General features: G+C 65.7%; 11 protein-coding genes. 7 read left to right on the plus strand and 4 right to left on the minus strand.

Annotation, left to right across the window (positions count from 1 at the left end; all coding sequences use genetic code 11):
* Positions 1 to 56: 56 nt before the first annotated feature.
* Positions 57 to 467, minus strand: coding sequence for a gamma-glutamylcyclotransferase family protein (locus CAL28_RS09865; RefSeq protein ID WP_094841222.1), 411 nt, complete (start codon positions 465 to 467; stop codon positions 57 to 59).
* A gap of 118 nt (positions 468 to 585) precedes the next feature.
* Here CAL28_RS09865 and clpB point away from each other — a divergent pair, with 118 nt between their 5' ends.
* The 6 genes from clpB (at position 586) to CAL28_RS09895 (ending at position 9,220) form a co-directional block, all read left to right on the plus strand.
* A complete protein-coding gene (gene clpB, locus CAL28_RS09870) occupies positions 586 to 3,177 on the plus strand; it encodes an ATP-dependent chaperone ClpB (protein ID WP_094844534.1) in 2,592 nt (863 codons plus the stop codon).
* Between the two features lie 248 nt (positions 3,178 to 3,425).
* Entirely contained in the window at positions 3,426 to 4,364 is a 939-nt protein-coding gene (locus CAL28_RS09875; protein ID WP_094841223.1) for a LysR family transcriptional regulator, read from the plus strand.
* Positions 4,365 to 4,478: 114 nt separating this feature from the next.
* Entirely contained in the window at positions 4,479 to 6,617 is a 2,139-nt protein-coding gene (locus tag CAL28_RS09880; protein WP_254926071.1) for an FUSC family protein, read from the plus strand.
* Entirely contained in the window at positions 6,607 to 6,801 is a 195-nt protein-coding gene (locus CAL28_RS09885; RefSeq protein ID WP_094841225.1) for a DUF1656 domain-containing protein, read from the plus strand. The genes CAL28_RS09880 and CAL28_RS09885 overlap by 11 nt, the downstream gene beginning before the upstream one ends.
* A gap of 73 nt (positions 6,802 to 6,874) precedes the next feature.
* Positions 6,875 to 7,723, plus strand: a complete 849-nt coding sequence (locus CAL28_RS09890) for an efflux RND transporter periplasmic adaptor subunit (RefSeq protein ID WP_254926072.1) — start codon at positions 6,875 to 6,877, stop codon at positions 7,721 to 7,723.
* A gap of 9 nt (positions 7,724 to 7,732) precedes the next feature.
* Positions 7,733 to 9,220: an efflux transporter outer membrane subunit gene (locus tag CAL28_RS09895; RefSeq protein WP_094844535.1), complete on the plus strand. Its 1,488-nt coding sequence runs from the start codon at positions 7,733 to 7,735 to the stop codon at positions 9,218 to 9,220.
* Positions 9,221 to 9,330: 110 nt separating this feature from the next.
* Here the strand turns inward: CAL28_RS09895 and CAL28_RS09900 are convergent, their stop codons facing one another.
* The 3 genes from CAL28_RS09900 to glnE all read right to left on the minus strand — a co-directional run bounded on the left by CAL28_RS09900 (position 9,331) and on the right by glnE (position 14,648).
* Positions 9,331 to 10,869: an acetolactate synthase large subunit gene (locus tag CAL28_RS09900; protein WP_094841227.1), complete on the minus strand. Its 1,539-nt coding sequence runs from the start codon at positions 10,867 to 10,869 to the stop codon at positions 9,331 to 9,333.
* A gap of 127 nt (positions 10,870 to 10,996) precedes the next feature.
* Positions 10,997 to 11,707: an epoxyqueuosine reductase QueH gene (locus tag CAL28_RS09905; RefSeq protein WP_094841228.1), complete on the minus strand. Its 711-nt coding sequence runs from the start codon at positions 11,705 to 11,707 to the stop codon at positions 10,997 to 10,999.
* Positions 11,708 to 11,738: 31 nt separating this feature from the next.
* On the minus strand, positions 11,739 to 14,648 hold the full coding sequence (gene glnE, locus CAL28_RS09910) for a bifunctional [glutamate--ammonia ligase]-adenylyl-L-tyrosine phosphorylase/[glutamate--ammonia-ligase] adenylyltransferase (protein WP_094841229.1): 2,910 nt from the start codon (positions 14,646 to 14,648) through the stop codon (positions 11,739 to 11,741).
* Between the two features lie 26 nt (positions 14,649 to 14,674).
* Here glnE and CAL28_RS09915 point away from each other — a divergent pair, with 26 nt between their 5' ends.
* On the plus strand, positions 14,675 to 18,388 hold the full coding sequence (locus CAL28_RS09915) for a YhdP family protein (RefSeq protein WP_094841230.1): 3,714 nt from the start codon (positions 14,675 to 14,677) through the stop codon (positions 18,386 to 18,388).
* Positions 18,389 to 18,496 lie beyond the last annotated feature (108 nt).

An 18,496-nucleotide genomic window follows, 5' to 3' on the forward strand; every position in this document is an offset into this window, starting at 1 on the left:
CGGCCGCATGCCCGCCACCGGCTGCCGGTGGCGGGCATTTTTTCGTCCCGGCCCACCTAGCGCATCCTGGTCTTGCGGTGGACGACCCAGTCCGTCGCGTCCGTGCGGATCGCATCGCCGATATGGGCTGGATCGATCGGGTAGTAGTAGCAATCCAGCAGGCGGCCGGCGACTTCCAGCCGCAGCCGGCGGCGGACGAAACAGGATCCGCCGGCCGGGTCGTATTCCTCGATGGCGTCCATCAGGGGCAGCAGGGCCGGGTCGATGCGGTAAACGTCGCCCGTCACCGGTGCCGCGTCCGGATCGGGCAGCAGCCCGGGCCAGTCGCCGAAGTCGTACAGCCGGCCGCGCAGGCTGGCCAGGCCGGCGTATTCCGGCGCGGGCAGGCCGGCGCGCGCGGCGGCGGCCGTCAGGTCGTTGATTTCACCGCGCCGCAGGGTGCCGTAGACGAAAACGTAGGTATCCATCGGGAGGGTGTATCGCTTATTGTGGAGACCGGGCATTGAAATCCCGCCAGGGAGCCCGCATTTGTGGATCATCGAGACGGCCCCCGGCCGGGCTCCAACCCAACAAACCGACCACATTATGCGATTCGACAAGCTCACCACCAAGTTCCAGCAGGCCTTGGCCGATGCGCAAAGCCTGGCCGCTCGCAACGACCACCCTTACATCGAGCCCCTGCACGTCCTTTCCGCCCTGATCGGCGATCCCGACAGCGGAGCGTCCAGCCTGCTGGCGCGCGCCGGCGTGGCGGTCAACCGCCTGCCCTCGGCCATCGATAATGCGCTGAAAGGCCTGCCCCAGGTGCAGGGCGAAAGCAATGTGCAGGTCGGACGGGATCTGCAGAACGTGCTGACGCGCACCGACAAGGAAGCGGCGCGGCGCGGTGACACCTATATCGCCAGCGAGCTCTTCCTGCTCGCCCTGGCCGACGACAAGGGCGAGGCAGGCCGCATCCTGCGCGAGGCCGGCCTGCAGAAGAAGGCCCTGGAATCCGCCGTGGACGCCGTGCGTGGCGGCGAGGCGGTGCAGGGCGCCGAAGGCGAGTCCAACCGCCAGGCGCTGGCCAAGTACACGCTGGACCTGACCGACCGCGCCCGCCAGGGCAAGCTGGATCCGGTGATCGGCCGCGATGACGAAATCCGCCGCACCATCCAGATCCTGCAACGCCGCACCAAGAACAACCCCGTGCTGATCGGCGAACCCGGCGTCGGCAAGACCGCCATCGTCGAAGGCCTGGCGCAGCGCATCGTCAATGACGAAGTGCCGGAAAGCCTGCGCGGCAAGCGCGTCCTGTCGCTGGATATGGCGGCGCTGCTGGCGGGCGCCAAGTTCCGCGGCGAGTTCGAAGAGCGCCTGAAGGCCGTGCTGAAAGAGCTGGCGCAGGACGACGGCAGCAACATCGTCTTCATCGACGAACTGCACACCATGGTGGGCGCGGGCAAGGCCGAAGGCGCCATCGACGCCGGCAACATGCTCAAGCCCGCGCTGGCGCGCGGAGAGCTCCACTGCATCGGCGCGACCACGCTGGACGAATACCGCAAGTACATCGAAAAGGACGCCGCGCTGGAGCGCCGCTTCCAGAAAGTGCTGGTCGGCGAGCCCGACGTGGAATCCACGATCGCCATCCTGCGCGGCTTGCAGGAGCGCTATGAGCTGCACCACGGCGTGGAGATCACCGATCCCGCGATCGTCGCCGCGGCCGAGCTCTCGCACCGCTACATAACGGACCGCTTCCTGCCGGACAAGGCCATCGACCTCATCGACGAGGCGGCGGCCCGCATCCGCATGGAAATCGATTCCAAGCCCGAGGTGATGGACCGGCTGGACCGCCGCATCATCCAGCTGAAGATCGAGCGCGAGGCGGTCAAGAAGGAAGCCGACGAAGCTTCCAAGCGCCGGCTGGGCGTCATCGAGGACGAGCTGGAAAAACTCCAGCGCGAATACAACGACTACGAGGAAATCTGGAAGGCCGAAAAAGCCGCCGTGCAAGGCAGCCAGGCCATCAAGGAAGAAATCGAGCAGGTACGTGCCGAAATGGCCGAGCTGCAGCGCAAAGGCCAATTCGACAAGCTGGCCGAGCTGCAGTACGGCAAGCTGCCGGAACTGGAGGCCCGCCTGAAATCCGCGGAAAGCGGCGCGCAGGAGGCCGAATCGGGCAACCGGCCGCGCCTGCTGCGCACCCAGGTCGGCGCCGAGGAAATCGCCGAGGTCGTGTCGCGTGCCACGGGCATCCCCGTATCGAAGATGATGCAGGGCGAGCGCGAGAAGCTGCTGGACATGGAAGCGTTCCTGCACCGCCGCGTGGTGGGCCAGGACGAAGCCGTGCGCCTGGTGTCCGATGCCATCCGCCGTTCGCGCGCCGGCTTGTCCGATCCCTCGCGGCCCTACGGTTCCTTCCTGTTCCTCGGGCCGACCGGCGTGGGCAAGACCGAACTGACGCGCGCGCTCGCGGACTTCCTCTTCGATTCCGAGGATCACATGATCCGCATCGACATGAGCGAGTTCATGGAAAAGCACTCGGTGGCCCGCCTGATCGGCGCGCCCCCGGGATACGTCGGCTACGAGGAAGGGGGCTACCTGACCGAGGCCGTGCGCCGCAAGCCGTACAGCGTGATCCTGCTGGACGAAGTCGAAAAAGCGCACCCGGATGTGTTCAACGTGCTGCTGCAAGTGCTGGACGACGGTCGCCTGACCGACGGCCAGGGGCGCACGGTGGACTTCCGCAATACGGTGATCGTGATGACGTCCAACCTGGGCTCGCAGCATATACAGACCATGGCCGGCAAGCCTTACGAGGTCATCAAGGAAGTCGTGTGGGATGAGTTGAAGCAGTCGTTCCGCCCGGAATTCCTGAACCGGATCGACGAGGTCGTCGTATTCCACGGCCTGGAAGCGCAGCACATCGAATCGATCGCGCGGATCCAGCTCAAGCGCCTGGCGCAGCGGCTGGAGAAGCAGGAAATGCAGCTGGAGGTGTCCGACGCCGCGCTGGCGGAGATCGCCAGGGCCGGCTTCGATCCGGTGTTCGGGGCTCGTCCCTTGAAGCGGGCCATCCAGCAGCAGATCGAGAACCCAGTCGCCAAGCTGATCCTGGAAGGCCGCTTCGGCCCGCGCGACGTGGTGCCGGTGGACCTGCGCGACGGCAAGCTGGTGTTCGAGCGCACGCTGCAGTGATGTCGCCGGCCGACGGGCCGTCGCCGCGGCCCGTAACGGCCGGCAACGACAGCCCCGTAAAGGCGCCGCATTCGCGGCGCCTTTTTTATTTCAGATGACTCCGGCACCGCTTCGCCGGACTCCGCCGCAGCCCGATACGGTGGGTTTTCATTCACCGATATCCGGGGCAACGCGTTGGTCCATCAATGCTTCTTGAGTCACTCAATCTGAAATATGATTGCGCGATAGTTAATGATGCGAGGAGCAGCATGGCGCGCCCTGATCTCAACCTGCTATTGGCGTTGGATGCGCTGCTGGATGAAGGAAGCGTCATCGGCGCCGCGCGTCGCATGAATTTGAGTCCGCCAGCGATGAGCCGCACTTTGAGCCGAATTCGAGAGGCGCTCGGTGATCCGGTGTTTGTCCTGGTGGGCCGCAAACTCATGCCCACACCGAAGGCACTTGCGTTGCGCGAGCGGGTGCGCACGGCAGTCGAGCAGGCCACGCAGGTTTTTGAATCCGACACCGAGATCGACCTGAAATCGCTGGACAGGCGTTTTAACGTCCGTGCCACCGATGAGTTCGTCAGCATCCACTTGGGCCACCTGTTGGCCGCGATGGCCACAGAAATGCCGCGGGCGATGCTGCGTTTCTCGCCAGAGGAAGATGACGTGGACGAAGAGGCGCTGCGCAATGGCCGCATTGATCTCTTCATCAGCGCTTCGCGCAAGCTGGGGCCAGAGATCCATGTGCAGTCGCTGTTCACCACGACGTTCGTGGGCGTCGCGCGAGCGCGCCATCCGATCTTCGACGATGAAATCACACCCGCACGCCTCACGCGTTGGGAGCACATTAACGTGTCGCGGCGCGGCAAGGCCACTGGGCCGATAGACACCGCGCTGGAGGCGCAAGGGCTGCGCCGGCACGTCGCTTTGGTTGTACCCAGTCCCTATACCGCATTGTTTGCGTTGCAGGATTCGGACTTGCTGCTGCCCTTACCCAGGCACCTGGCCCATAGCGCGCTCGCTGCCGGCCTGAACATTCGCTTGTTTGAACTGCCGACGCCCCTTGAGACAGTGCTATTGACGCAGGCGTGGCATCCGCGCCTGGATGGCGACCCTGCTCACCAATGGCTGCGTAATACGATCCACGGCCTTTGCAAGATGGATGAGGCGCAGACGGCCCAACGGCAAAGCTCAGCGAGGTAGCCGCTCCCCGATGAGTGCGTTTCATGCATTCATGCGAATGCAATAAATTCACTTTTTGGAATCGTGCGGTATGCCTACAGTGATGCATATCAATCACTGTAGTAGGGCTCTGTCGTGCGTTCTCCGAACGTTGCTTCGGCATTTCCAAGCATCATTTCCCGCCGCTTTTCCCAACTTGGGGAATGGTCCGCACATGGGCTGGCGCACCTCGACCTGACAACACCGCGCGCGACCTACGTCATGCGTTCCATTCTTGCCGCGTGGTTGGCACTCGTTGTCGCTTATTTATTGGACCTGCACGCGCCGTATTCGGCGGCTTCCAGCGCGCTGCTCGTCATTAGTCCGGTACAGGGTGCCGTGATCGGCAAAGGGATCTGGCGGGTGTGGGGTACCTTGGCCGGCATGTTGGCGGCGTTCGTTTTGATGAGCGCATTCGGGCAGATGCCCTGGCTGTTCCTGTTGGGATTCGGGCTGTGGCTGGGCTTTTGCGTGGCGGGGATGACGCTCCTGCGTCATTTTCGGGCCTATGGTGCATCCCTGGCGGGATACACGGTGGGCCTGGCCGCCTACGGTGCCATGCAGCATCCGGAACGTACATTCGATCAAGTGATGGGGCGCGGGGCGTCCGTGCTGATCGGCGTGGTCTGCCTGGCCGCGGTGTCCGCCCTCTTCAGTACCCAAAGCGTACGCAGCCGTCTGGCGATCCAGCTCAATCGGCTGGCAGCGGCAACCGCAGGCATGCTCTCGACGAATCACCAGGCGATACACGGCCGTGACGCACCAGGTGGCAAGCCTCTGGATGCCGGTCGGCGCAAGCTCATTACCGAAGTCTATGGGGTGGATGACTTGCTCGCGCTGGGGAAAGCCGAGTCCGCCGACCTGACCCAGCGTGCCGGTACGGTGCGACAAACGATGGCGTCCTTGTTTTCCGCATTGGTAGGCGGGACGCCTCCCATGCGGGAGAGCAGTGCAAGCCTCGATGCATTGAGATCGCTGCAGCCCGCCTGGGAAAAGGCGTGGCAGCAAGCCAGTCTGGAGCTGGCCAAGGGACCCGGCCCCGAGGGACTGGCGGGTGCGGTCCAGGCGTTGTCCGATATGCGTGCACGATTGATGGACATGCTCTCCGCGGCGTCGCCCGATGATGCGCTGGAGCATTCCGCGCTGATGATCGCGGGCGATCGCCTGATCGAACAGCTTGACGATTACCTTGAGGCTTTAAAGGGCATAGAGCGCTTCCATATTCCGCGGCCCACAGTGGCACAAGTCTCTGTGCCGTTCTACCGCGACACGTCGGCAGCGATTCAGAATGGGCTGCGAGCCTTACTGACCGTCGTGTCTGGCGGTGCGTTCTGGGTGGCAACCGGATGGTCGTACGGAGCGATGATGTTGGCGGGTTTGGCCGCCGCTTGTGCGCTGCTGTCTACCGCATCCGATCCCGCGCTCGGCGCCGTCGAATTCATCAAGGGAACAGGGGTGGCCGTTGTGATGGCCTTTATCTGCGTTTTCGTTGTTCTGCCTCATGTCTCTGGACTGCCATTGTTGTTGCTGATCCTGGGCCTGTTCTGGTTGCCAGCGATTTACGCGACCACGATACCTCGTCGTGCATTGGCCAGTGTTGCCTATCTGGTTGCATTCACGTCATTGGCGGCTCCAGACAATCCGATGCGCTACGACCTTGCGGTATTTCTCAATGGCTCCGTGGCCTGGATACTGGCGACGTTTTGCACGCTGCTTGGGTTCAGGGTTGTGCTGCCGCGCAACTTGTCCCGTGACGTGGCACGGCTGGACCAGGCTATCCGCGACGAAGCGCTCGGTACCTTGAGAGGCGCGCGGACGGAGTCGAACACATGGCAATGGCGTCAACAGCATCGCACGGCGCAACTCGGTGCCTTGCTCAAGGCCCAGCCGGAGGCGATGGACCGAGCCGTATCCAACGCTTTGGCCAGCATTCACTTGGGCCGTGAAGTCCTGCGGGTGCGTAAACGGCTGCGGCAGACCCCCAGGGACTCCGATTTGCATCGCGTTCTGGCGGACGCTTTTCGCAACATGAGCCGTCGCGCGAGCCAGCCCCGTCTGGCTGCAAGACACGCACGCCGCGCTGCCAAGGCCTTGTTGCGACTGCCAGCCATGGATGGTGCCGCCATGGCCGAAACACGGCAACTCAATGTCGTGCTGCTCGATATTGCCGCATTGCTGGAGAACCATGCGGATTACTTTTCAGAACGATCTGGAGGCCATGCCGATGCTCAGTGAGTTTTCGTGGGCCGGCATCTACCTGCCGCCATTCTTTGTCTATGCGTGTATCGCGCTGCCGGTCTATTCAGGCGTTCGCTTCGTGCTTGCGCGCAGCGGCGTATTGCGGTGGGTCTGGCACCCCGGCTTGTTCGAATTCGCTATCTCTCTCTGCGTAGTCTCAGCGTTGATTCTCTATGTCTAAGATTCCATTCTCGATAAAACCGTTGATACGGGCGGGGCTTACATTAATTGTCGTTATTGCCGCAGGATGGCTTGTGAACGCGCTTTGGCATGCCTATGTCCTGGCCCCTTGGACGCGCGATGGCCGTGTTAGCGCGCAGATCGTACGCATGGCACCAGAGGTGTCCGGCAGCGTAGTCGAAGTCGCGGTGTCAGACGATCAGTACGTGAAACAGGGGCAGGTGCTCTATCGCATCGACTCTGCCAGCTTCGCCCTGGCATTGGCACAGGCTGATGCTCGATTGGCCGCTGCGACGGCTTCGCTGCGCCAGAAGATCCAGGATGCCAGGCGGCGTCAAGGCATGGAGAACCTCGTGCCTGCCGAAGAAATCCAGCGCGCGAACCAGGCGGTGGTCACGGCCCGGGCTGAACAGCGCAGTGCGCAGGCCGATGTGGATAAGGCCAAGCTCGACTTGACGCGCACCGTCTTACGCGCCCCTGTGGATGGCTATGTCACGCGCCTGCGATTGAGTAAAGGAGACTACGCGGCGACCGGGCAGCCGAATATCGCCTTGGTGGACGCAAACAGTTTCTGGATGACCGGGTATTTCGAGGAAACAAAATTGCATGGCATCCAGCCCGGTGCGGCCGCGCGGATCCGATTGATGGGGTTCGACAAGATCATCCCTGGCCGGGTCGTCAGCATCGGACGAGGCATCACCGACGCCAACCAACAGGCCGATGCCCAAGGCTTGCCAAGTGTGGAGCCGAGCTTCAGTTGGGTTCGCCTGGCACAGCGCATCCCTGTCCGTGTGGCGTTCGAGCAGCTTCCGCATGACATCGTGCTGGCGGCAGGCATGACAGGCAGCATCGAAGTGGCGACGCCGGAAGGCGCCTCACCACCCCAGGGCTGGCTCGTATCCGTACTGCAACGTTGGATGTAAGGGGTGATCATGCACGTATCACCGAATCGCACGCTGCCGCGACGTTGCCGAGTACTGACGATGCTCTCGTTCTTTGTCTGGCTGTCGGGCTGCACGGCGGTAGGCCCCGACTATCGAAGACCCGCGGTGCAGGTTCCTGCTCACTGGGTTGAGGCCGGAGCCACCATCGGAAAAGGAGATCGGGACGGTCTCCGTGCGTGGTGGAAATCATTCCAGGATCCCATGCTCGATAGTCTGGTCGATCAGACCTTGATGCGAAACCAGGATCTCGATATCGCACTGGCGCGATTGCGGCAAGCACGTGCCGAGCGAGTGCAGATCGCTTCTTCTTCCGGGCCCACGGTTTCGGCCGGTGGCGCAAGAGAAGCCCTGCGCAGCAGCAAGGCACTGACTTCGCAGTCCGGCGGTGAGTCACGCGCCTGGCATCTGGGATTCGATGCCAGTTGGGAACTGGATCTGTTCGGCGGTACTCGCCGGGCAATTGAAGCCGCCGACGCGGGTATAGAAGCGCTTGCCGAAGATCATCGTGCGCTACAAGTAAGCCTGGTTGCCGAACTGGTTTCCAATTACGCAGGGCTGCGTGCCACGCAGCTACGTCTGGATATCTCGCGCGACAACATCCGCGCGCTCGTTGACGCGGAGCGATTGGCCGAACAGGCGCAGCGGATGGGTTTCGGGTCCCTGGCCGATGTCATGCAAGCGCGTGCGGAACGTGAAACAGCCGAAGCCAAGCCACCGTTGATGGAGGCGGATATTGCCCGCTTCAGCCATGCCATTGGCGTCTTGGCAGGTGGCTTTCCTGGTGACTGGCACGCTGCCTTGGGCAAGGCCGCACCGATGTTGGCGATGCGTGCTGACCTGCCGCTTTCCATGCCTTCTGAAGTGATCCGCCAACGCCCGGATCTGCGGGCGGACGAACGACGCATTGCCGCGGCCAGCGCCCAGATCGGGGTCGCCGAAGCAGAACGCTTTCCCAAGTTTCTTATCCCGTTGGACATCGGCACCACGGCGAGCGTCATTCACAGACTCTTCTCGGGCGCCAGCCTGGTCTGGTCGGCGGGAATGCAAGGCAGCCAAACGCTCTACGATGGAGGACGTGCGCGGGCGGGAGTGGCGGCGGCACAAGCCAACGCCGATGCGGCAAGACTGGTCTACGAACGAGACGTGCGGCTTGCGCTTCGCGACGTGGAGGATGCCCTAACGGCATGGACCAGTGAACGGCAACGCCAGGCATCCTTGAACAAGGCCGTTATCACCAGCCAACAAGCCTTGGCGCATTCGACCAAGCTCTACGAACGGGGATTGAATGCGTATCTGCCGGTGCTCGTCGCGCGGCGGTCGGTCAACCAGGCGCGAGATGAACTTGCGCTTAGTCGGTTGGAAGAGATCCGAGGTGTCATTGCCCTTTACAAGTCCCTTGGTGCGGGCTGGCAGGACGCCCCCTCGAGCCAAGAGGTCGCCCAATACGACAGTCTCCGGACCTCAGCGGCTCAATGATTGCATTGCCGTAAAGGAGCCTCTTGGCGGAGGTACGACATTAGTGGTGTTCGTGCCCCTGGCAGACGCCTCCGCTACCGCACACCTCGGCTTGCTCCGGGGCGCGGTTCCTATATGACGAGCTCGATCAGGAAGGGACCTTTGCGACGGTTCGCCATGGCCAGCAGATCGGCGAATTTTTCCATCGTATCCGCCTGCGCGGCCTCCACGCCCATGCCCTGGGCGATGCTGACCCATTCCAGGTTGGGACGGGTCAGGTCCAGCATGTCGATCGCCGTCTTGCCCGCGGCCGCGCCCACGCCTTGCAGTTCGCCCAGCAGGATGGCGTATTTGCGGTTGGCCAGGATGACGGTGGTCACGTCCAGCTGTTCGCGCGCCTGCGTCCAGAGCGCTTGTACCGTGTACATCGCCGATCCGTCCGCCTGCAGCGACACGATGCGCCGGCCCGGCGCGCCGATCGCCGCACCGGTGGCCAGGGGCAGACCGTTGCCGATGGCACCGCCGGTGATTTGCAGCCAATCATGCGGCGCGGCGTTCATGGTGCCGGGATAGAAGGCGCGGCCGAAGCTGACGCCCTCGTCGACGACCACGGCGTTCTCCGGCAGCAGGGCGGCCACCGTTTGCGCCACTGCCTCCGACGTGACCGCGCCGCGCGCGGGCTCCAGCACCGGGCGTTCGGCCAGGGGCGCATCCACGCGGGCATCCAGCGCGTCCGCCAGGCGCGTCAAGGCGTCCGCCAGATCCTGGTCTTCGCGCGCCAGCACATGGACCATGCAATCGTCCGGATAGAGCAGGGCGGGCTTGTCCGGGTAGGCGAAGAAGGCGACCGGCGCCTTGGCGCCTACCAGGATCAAATGCTTGACCCCCTTGAGCGCCGCGACTGCCGGTTCCACCGCGTAGGGCAGGCGGGTGACGGGATAGCGCCCCACGCCGCGTTCGACGCGGCCATTGGAACTGGGCGCCATGACGCGCGCGCCGGTCTTGTGCGCGATGCGCCCCGCCGTGGCCAAGGGGCCAGCCCGCAAGGCCGAATTGCCGACGAACAGGACGGCCGGCTCGCCGGCGCGCAGCACCCGCGCGATGGCCGCGACGACGCCTTCGTCGGCGCAGGGCGCCGGCGGCGGCGCCAGGGCTTCGGCCACCACGCCGCCGGGGTTCCAGCAGGTGTCGGATGGCGCGATCAGGGTGGCGATCTGTCCCGGCGCCGTGCGGGCAGCCTGGACTGCGGCGGCCGCGTCGCGGCCGATAGTGGCAGCGTCGGCGGCGGTACGCGTCCACCCCGATACGGGCCGTGCCCAGCCTTCGGTGTCCGCCGTCAGCGGGGCGTCCAGCGGACGATGATGCGTGGCCTGGTCGCCGACGATATTGACGATGGGGGTATTCGCGCGCCTGGCGTTGTGCAGGTTCGCCAGTCCGTTGGCCAGCCCGGGTCCGCAATGCAGCAGGGTGGCGGCCGGTTTGCCGGCCATGCGTGCGTAACCGTCGGCCGCGCCCGTAACGACGCCTTCGGCCAGCGCCAGTACGCAATGCATGCCGGGGATGCGGTCCAGCGCCGAGACGAAGTGCATCTCGCTGGTGCCTGGATTGGCAAAGCAGGTGTCGATGCCGCTTTTCAGCAGCGTGTGGACCAGACTTTCGGCGCCGTTCATATTGTCCTCATGGTGCGTTGCACGGAATGAGGGCAAAGTGTACGCCGGCGGGGTGGGGGGAGCGCAATGAGGGGACATCGCAGCTTGCAAAACGCCATGCGGGCAGGCCGCGTGGCGCCGGCTGGCGCTAGCGGTTTTCCGGCGCGGCCGGCGGGTCGTCTTCCAGCAGGGTTTCCCGATTGACCAGGCCTTCCTTGCCGTAGAACTTCACGCCGATGTGGATGCGCTCGCGGCCCTGCGCGCGCCGATGGCGATTGGTATCGCGCAGCGAATAGACGCAGCCGCAATATTCCTGTTGGTAGAAATTCTCGCGCTTGCTGATTTCGATCATGCGCTGCGAGCCGCCGCCCTTGCGCCAGTTGTAGGTCCAGTAGACGAGCTCCGGATAGCGGGCCGCCGCCCGCTCGCCGCAACCGTTGATCTGGTTCATGTCCTTCCAGCGCGAAATGCCCAGCGAACTGGTGATCGTGTCGAAGCCGTGCTCGTGGGCATACAGGGCCGTGCGCTCGAACCGCATGTCGAAGCAGGCGGTGCAGCGTACCCCGCGCTCGGGCTCGTTTTCCATGCCCTTGACGCGATCGAACCAGTTATCCATGTCGTAGTCGGCGTCGATGAACTCGATGCCGTGCTTTTCCGCGAAGCGGATGTTTTCCTGCTTGCGGATCTCGTACTCTTTGACCGGATGGATATTGGGGTTGTAGAAGTAGATCGCGTATTCGATGCCGGAAGCGTGCATGGCTTCCATGACTTCGCCGGAACAGGGCGCGCAGCACGAGTGCAGCAGCACTTTGCGGCGGCCTTCGGGCAATTGCAGTGTGGGGCGGACGAGTTCGGACATAGCGCTCATTATATTGCGTGCGGCGGCGCCGCTATTCCGAGGCGGGGACCGGGGCCGCCGCATTCGTCCCCAGAACCGCGTCCCAGAGGGCGTGTACGGCCTGCCGTTCCGCGGCCAGGACGGAGGGCTCCACGCGGGCCTTCTCCTGACCCTGCAGGCGCATCTGGTGTTGGGCACGGCGCAGCGTGCGATAGGCGTCGGCCGCCCGCGCGGCGATATCGGCATCGATCAGGCCTTCGCGCGCCGCGATGCCCAGCAGCGCGATGTTGCCCAGATTGGCCACCAGCACGGGGTGCGCGGGCGCCTGTGTCAGCACCAGGTACTGGGTGACGAATTCGACGTCCACCATACCGCCGCGGTCGTGCTTCAGGTCGAACTTGTCCGTCTTGTTGGGATGGCCGGCGCTGATCTTGTCTCGCATGGACAGTACCTCCTGGCGCACCGCCTGCGCATCGCGCGGTTGCAGCAGGATCTCCCTGCGCAGGGCCTCGAAGCGCGCGCCCACGGCGGCATCGCCGGCGGCGAAGCGCGCGCGCGTCAGTGCCTGGTGTTCCCAGACCCATGCATGCTTGCTCTGGTATTCGGCGAATGCCTGGACGGAAACCGCCAGCAGGCCCGCGTCGCCGTCCGGCCGCAGGCGCAGGTCCACTTCGTACAACCGGCCGGAAGACGTCATGGTGGAGAGCCATGACGTCATGCGCCGCCCCAGCTTGGCGTAGACTTCGGCCGCGTCCTCGCGCGGGTCGTCGTACAGGAACACCAGGTCCAGGTCCGACACGTAGCCCAGTTCCTTGCCACCCAGCTTGCCGTAGGCGATCACGGCAAAGCGCGGCACCGCGTCCGGCTGCCTGTTCACCAGCGGCCACACGCGACGCATCGTTTCGGCCAGCAGCATGTCGGCCAGGGCGGACAACTGGTCCGCCAGTTTTTCCACCGTCAGCTCGCCTTCCAGGTCCTGCGCCAGCAATTGGAAGCTGGCCTGGCGCTGGACATCGCGCATCAGGTTCATCTGCCTTTCGATGTCCGGGGTGCCGTCCGGCAGCCGGCAGGCATCCAGGTCGGCGGCCAGTTGGCGCGCCATCGCGGCGAAATCCAGCGGCTCGTGCAGCGTGCGCCAATCGATTAGGCTGTCCAGCAGCAGCGGGTGCTGGGTCAGGTATTGGGCCGCCCAGGGGCTGGCCGCCATCATGCGGGCGATGCGTGCCAGCGTGTCGGGGTATTCGGCGAGCAGGGCCAGGTAGGCGCTGCGCTGCGCGATGGCTTCGATCAGGTCGAACAGGCGCACGGTCGCGGCGACGGGCGCGACGGTGCGGGCCGCGGCCCGCATGGCCATGGGCAGCAGGATATCGACGCGCTGGCGGCTGGCCGGCGGCAGGGTGCGCAACCGCGGGCCGCCCAGCAGGGCGCGCGCGCGGCCGGCCAGCTGTTCCGCGTCCGCGCCGAACAAGGCATGGATTTCGTCCATCAGCGCGGTTTCAGGATCGCCGTCCTGCGCGGCGCTGTTCTTGCAGGCGGTCCGGCTGGCGCCGGCGGCATCGCCCGCTGTCGCGCCATTGCCGCCATTGCCGCCGTTTTCGCCGTCCCCCACGCCCGCCAGCCTGAAGGCGTTGCGGAAAGTCTCCTCCACAAAGGCGCGGTGCTCGGTCAGGGTGCGTTCGAAGGCGTGGGCTTCCAGGCCCAATGCCGCGGCCAGCGCCGCGCGCTGTGGCGGGTCGGCGGGCAGCAGATGGGTCTGTTCGTCCTCGCGGTATTGCAGGGCATGTTCCACCCGCCGCAGGAAACGATAGGCGGATTCCAGGCGCGCGGCGTCCTCCGCCGGAATCAGCCCGGCGTCGCGTTCGCAATGCAGGGCCGGCAACAGCCCGCGCACCTGCAGCGCCGGCATGCGGCCGCCGCGTATGAGTTGCGAGAGCTGCACGACGAACTCGATTTCGCGGATGCCGCCTTCGCCCAGCTTGATATTGAGCGCGCTGTCCATGCCGTTGCGGGCCAGCGCCCGCCGCTCCCAATCCAGGCGGATGCGCTCGCGCAGCGCGCGCAGGGCGGCCAATGCGTCGAAATCGAAGTATTTGCGATAGACGAAGGGCTGGCGCAGGCTTTCCATCTGGCGCAATTGCGGCTCGGGATCGCTGCCGGCGAAGGCGCGCGCGGGCATGGGGCGCGCCTTCAGCCACGCATAGCGTTCCCATTCGCGTCCCTGGCCCACCAGGTAGTGCTCGAAAGCGTCCAGGCTCCAGGCCAGCGGACCGCCGTCGCCGTCGGGCCGCAGCCGCAGATCGGTGCGAAAGACGTGGCCATTGGCGTCGCGTTCGGAAAGGACCGGCATCATGCGCTGCGTGAGCCGCCCGTAGAACTCGTGGTTGCTCAGGCGCCGCGGTCCCGGTGTTTCGCCTTCTTCGCCGTACAGCATGACCAGGTCGATGTCGGAGGAAACGTTCAGTTCCTGGCCACCCAGCTTGCCCATGCCCATGATCAGCATCTCTTGCGGCGCGCCGGTCGCGGGATCGATGGGCATTCCATGCACCGCGGCCAGGTCGGTCGCCACGCTGCGATAGGCATCGCCCACCGCCAGGTCAGCCAGCGCGGTCATCGCGCCGACGACTTCCTCCAGGCTGGCGACGCCGCCCAGGTCGCGTACCATCAGCGCGCAGAAGACGCGCTCGCGCAGCCGCCGCAGCACGGCGCGGCACTCGGCCACGGGCAGGACGGCATCGCCGCCGGCCAGGCCATCGCGCCAGGCGTGCAGGACGGCCGGCGTCAACGCTTGCGTGACACCTTCCTCGCGCAGCCAGGCATGCAGGTCGGGCCGGGCCTGCAACGTGCGGCGCAGATGCCCGGACCAGGCCTGGGCGACATCGAAGTCCGGGACCGGGGAGGCGGTGCCGGGATGTGGCGGGATGGCGGATGACGGCGACGTGGCGGGCGAAGGTGGGGGAGACATAGATAGATAAATGTTGCGCAGACGCGATGAAACATTTCGGGTATAAGGGGACGATACTGCAAGACCTATTTCCTCGCTCAACAAACGTGCGTTTGCCTATCAAATTACTCCGCGGTCTGCTCTGGAGTCTCTGGATCCTTTACGTCGCCGCCGCGGTGGGTTTGCTGGGGCTGCGCTATTTCGTGCTGCCGCGCATCGACCAATGGCGCCCGCAGATCGAACGTTACGCCAGCGATGCGGTGGGCGCCTCGGTGCACATAGGCCACATCGCCGCGGACTGGAGCGGCTTGAACCCCCGGCTGACGCTGGCCGGCGTCGGGATCGCCGATTCCCAGGGTGCCCCCGTGCTGACGCTGCCCGCCGTGGAGGCCGTGCTGGCCTGGCGCAGCATCCTCAGCCGCGAGCCGCGCCTGGTTTCCCTGCAGGCCGATGGCCTGGACCTGACGCTGCGGCGGGATCGCGATGACCGGTTGTGGGTCGCCGGGCAGTCCATCGATCTGGCACAGGCGGACGACAGCGATGCCAGCCGCTTCATCGCCCTGCGCTGGCTGGTCCGCCAGCGCGAAATCGTGCTGCGCCACGCCACCGTGCGCTGGGTCGATGAGGCGCGCGCGGCACCCGAGATGGTCTTGCAGGATGCCAGTTTCGTCATGCTCAACGGCGCGCTATCGCATCGCTTCGCGCTGCAAGCCCGGCCGCCCGACGCGCTGGCGGCAGGCCTGAGCCTGCGCGGCGAGGTCGAGCGCTCGCTTTTCAGCCGGCATCCCGGCGATCTGGCAAGCTGGCACGGGCAGGTTTATGCGGAGGTCGCCGACGGCGAGCCGGCGGCCTGGGCGCCCTGGGTCGACATGCCGCCGGTGCAGGGGCGCATGGCCACGCGCGCCTGGGTACAGGTCGATGGCCGCCGGCTGGGCACGGTAACCCTGGACTTGGTCGCGCGCCAATTGGGCTGGCGCTGGCAGGACGGCGTGGCCGCATCGGCGGGCATGGTGCGGGCCCGGCTGGAGGGCCTGCCTGGAGACCTGCTCGCCCAGGGGGCGCATCCGCCGTTGGCCCGCAGTGCCGACGGCGCCGGGCTTGCCCTGCGTGGGGAGGCCAGCGATGTCCGAACCGAATTGCCGGGTATCCTCGAACAGCCCACGCTGGCCCTGTCCACCGCGCGGGTGGACACGACTTTGCGCCGGGCGCGCAGCGGCGTCCTGGGCATGGAGCTGCGCGACCTGCAGGTGACGAACGACGACGTCGACCTGCGTTTGCAAGGCAGTTGGGAGGCGCGCGGTGAAACGGACGCGGGCACGGCCGATATCCACGGCACGCTGCGCCGCGCCACCATGAGCGCCATCCATCGATACCTGCCCATGGCCGTATCCCAGGATGCCCGGGAATGGCTGGCACAGGGACTGCAGGCCGGCGTGGTGCGCGACGCCGCCCTCGTGGTGCAGGGGGACCTGAGCGAATTTCCGTTTTCCCAGCCCGGCCAGAACGGCCGCTTCCATATCGGCGGGCCCTTCGTCGGCGCGACCGTGGACTACGCGCCGGCCGAGCGGGACCGCAAGGCGTGGCCCGCGATACTGGGCATGGATGGCTCCTTCGCCATAGATGGCGCCACCCTGACCCTGGAAGGCAAGCCGGGCGGCATTCTGCGGCCGTCCGATGCGCGGGATACGCCGCTGCGCCTGGGCGCGATCAAGGCCGGCATTCCGGACATGGAGAACAATGCGGAGCTATATCTGCAGGGCGAGGTGCAAGGTGCCGTGTCTTCATTCCTGTCGACGACCAATGCGTCGCCGCTGGGCGCCTTGCTGGAGAACCGTCTGGCGCAGGCGCGCGGTACGGGCGACTGGACCGTCGCGCTCGCGCTGCGGGTCCCTTTGCTGCATACCGACGATACGCGGGTGGACGGTTCGCTCTCTTTCAACGATAACGACTTCACCCTGTATCCGCAGTTGCCGACGCTGACGCAACTGCGCGGCATGCTGGAATTCACCGAAACGGATTTGCGCGCGCGCGATATCCAGGCCCAGTTCCTCGGCGGCCCGCTCAGGATCAACGGCGGCCTGCTGGACACCCGCAACGGGCTGCGTTTCGACGGCCAGGTCACCGGCGCCTCGCTGGCGCAGCTGGTGCACGCACCGGCGATGTCGCGGTTTTCGGGCCGTACGGCCGTGCGCGGCAAGCTCCTTTATATACGCGGCGGCCGTGTCGACGTCAGCCTGGAGTCCGATCTGGCGGGCATGGCCATCGATATGCCGGCGCCGGTCGGCAAGTCGGCTTCGTCCACGCTGCCCCTGCGGCTGCAATGGAGCCCCGCGACCAATCCCGGCAGCCGGGACCGCGATTGGCTGACCGCCAGCCTCGGTGAAAATATCAACCTGCTGCTGGAGCGCGATCCGGCGGAAAAGCGCTGGACGTTCGCGCGCGGCGCGCTGGGCGCCAACCAGCCGGCCACGTTGCCCGCGCAGGGCCTGAGCGTCCGGCTGAAACTGCCGGACATCGACGTGGATGCCTGGCAGGATGTGGCCGACGGTTTCGAGACACCGCCTTCCGGCACGGCACGCGGCAAGCGCACGCCCGCCCCGCCGCCCCTGCTGCCGCCGCCGGACCAGATCGCGCTGGAGACACCGCGGCTGCACGTGGCGGGGCTATTCCTGAACGATCTCAAGCTGTATGCGGTACGGCCCGCGCCGGCACAGTGGCGCGTCGACATCCAATCCAGGCAGGCCGCCGGCGCCGTTTCCTGGCGCGAAGCGTCCGGTGCCATCGCCGGCCAGGTCACGGCCCGCTTCAAATATCTGTCCTTCGGCGGGGACGGCCTGGAAAAGCCGTCCGACGACACGTCCTCCGGCGACGACCTGAAAGACATTCCCGCCGTGGACTTGCAGGCGGACGTGCTGCGCTTCTACGGCAAGGATCTGGGGACGCTGCGCATCGTCGGCACCAACGTGGAACGAGGGCAGCGCTGGCGCCTGGATACGCTGCGCATCGCCAATGAGGATGCCTCGCTGGACGCCACGGGCTTCTGGCGCCTGAGCGGCGCGGACCGCGGACTGACCGTGGATGCGTCGGCCAAATGGAGCGACTTCGGCAAGCTGCTGACCCGGCTGGGCTGGCCGGACATGGCCGCCGGCGGCGCCGGCTCCGCGGAAGGAAAACTGACATGGGCCGACCTGCCGTGGTCGCACAATGTCGCCGCCATCGACGGCGACCTCAAGCTGCGCATGGACAAAGGCCGGCTCATACATGTGAACTCGCGCACCGCGCGGCTGCTGGAGGTCTTGTCCATGCAGTCGCTGCAGCGGCTTGCCAAGCTGGAATTGAATCCCGCGAACCTGTTCCGCGACGGTTTTCCCTTCGATTCGATACGGGCACGCTTCAATGTATCGAAGGGCAGGATCTATACCGACGACTACAAGGTCAACGGGCCGGTTGCCGCCATCGTGCTGTCCGGGACAACCAGCATCATCGACGAAACCTGGGACCTGAAGGCGGTGGTGATTCCCAACCTCGATGCCAGCGGCGCGGCGGTGGCAACGGCGCTGGCGGTGAACCCGCTGCTGGGCCTGGGGGCCTTTGTCACGCAGTGGCTGTTGAAGTACCCGCTGGCGCGGGCGATGACGGTGCAGTATGCGGTGACCGGGCCGTGGAACGACCCCAAGGTCGCGCCGATCGACGGCCCGCTACCCGCGGGCGTCCTAGGCAACTCCGACGCCGCGCGCCCCCAAGACCCCATCGAACACTAATAAGACTACCCCCGATGCGCTTCGCGGGTGGGGCTTCCCCTGGTCCGCCAGCGTCGCCCCCTGGGGGGGAAGCGCGCAGCGCTTCGGGGTGTGGCAACCCACCACACC

The organism is Bordetella genomosp. 11 (assembly GCF_002261215.1).
GTDB lineage: Bacteria > Pseudomonadota > Gammaproteobacteria > Burkholderiales > Burkholderiaceae_B > Bordetella_C.

Bases quoted from the DNA above. Each gene is read 5' to 3' on its own strand.
- glnE (WP_094841229.1), bottom strand. From the start codon at position 14,648: ATGTCTCCCCCACCTTCGCCCGCCACGTCGCCGTCATCCGCCATCCCG.
- CAL28_RS09875 (WP_094841223.1), top strand. From the start codon at position 3,426: ATGGCGCGCCCTGATCTCAACCTGCTATTGGCGTTGGATGCGCTGCTG.
- clpB (WP_094844534.1), top strand. From the start codon at position 586: ATGCGATTCGACAAGCTCACCACCAAGTTCCAGCAGGCCTTGGCCGAT.
- CAL28_RS09915 (WP_094841230.1), top strand. From the start codon at position 14,675: ATGAAACATTTCGGGTATAAGGGGACGATACTGCAAGACCTATTTCCT.
- CAL28_RS09895 (WP_094844535.1), top strand. From the start codon at position 7,733: ATGCACGTATCACCGAATCGCACGCTGCCGCGACGTTGCCGAGTACTG.
- CAL28_RS09905 (WP_094841228.1), bottom strand. From the start codon at position 11,707: ATGTCCGAACTCGTCCGCCCCACACTGCAATTGCCCGAAGGCCGCCGC.
- CAL28_RS09900 (WP_094841227.1), bottom strand. From the start codon at position 10,869: ATGAACGGCGCCGAAAGTCTGGTCCACACGCTGCTGAAAAGCGGCATC.
- CAL28_RS09885 (WP_094841225.1), top strand. From the start codon at position 6,607: ATGCTCAGTGAGTTTTCGTGGGCCGGCATCTACCTGCCGCCATTCTTT.
- CAL28_RS09865 (WP_094841222.1), bottom strand. From the start codon at position 467: ATGGATACCTACGTTTTCGTCTACGGCACCCTGCGGCGCGGTGAAATC.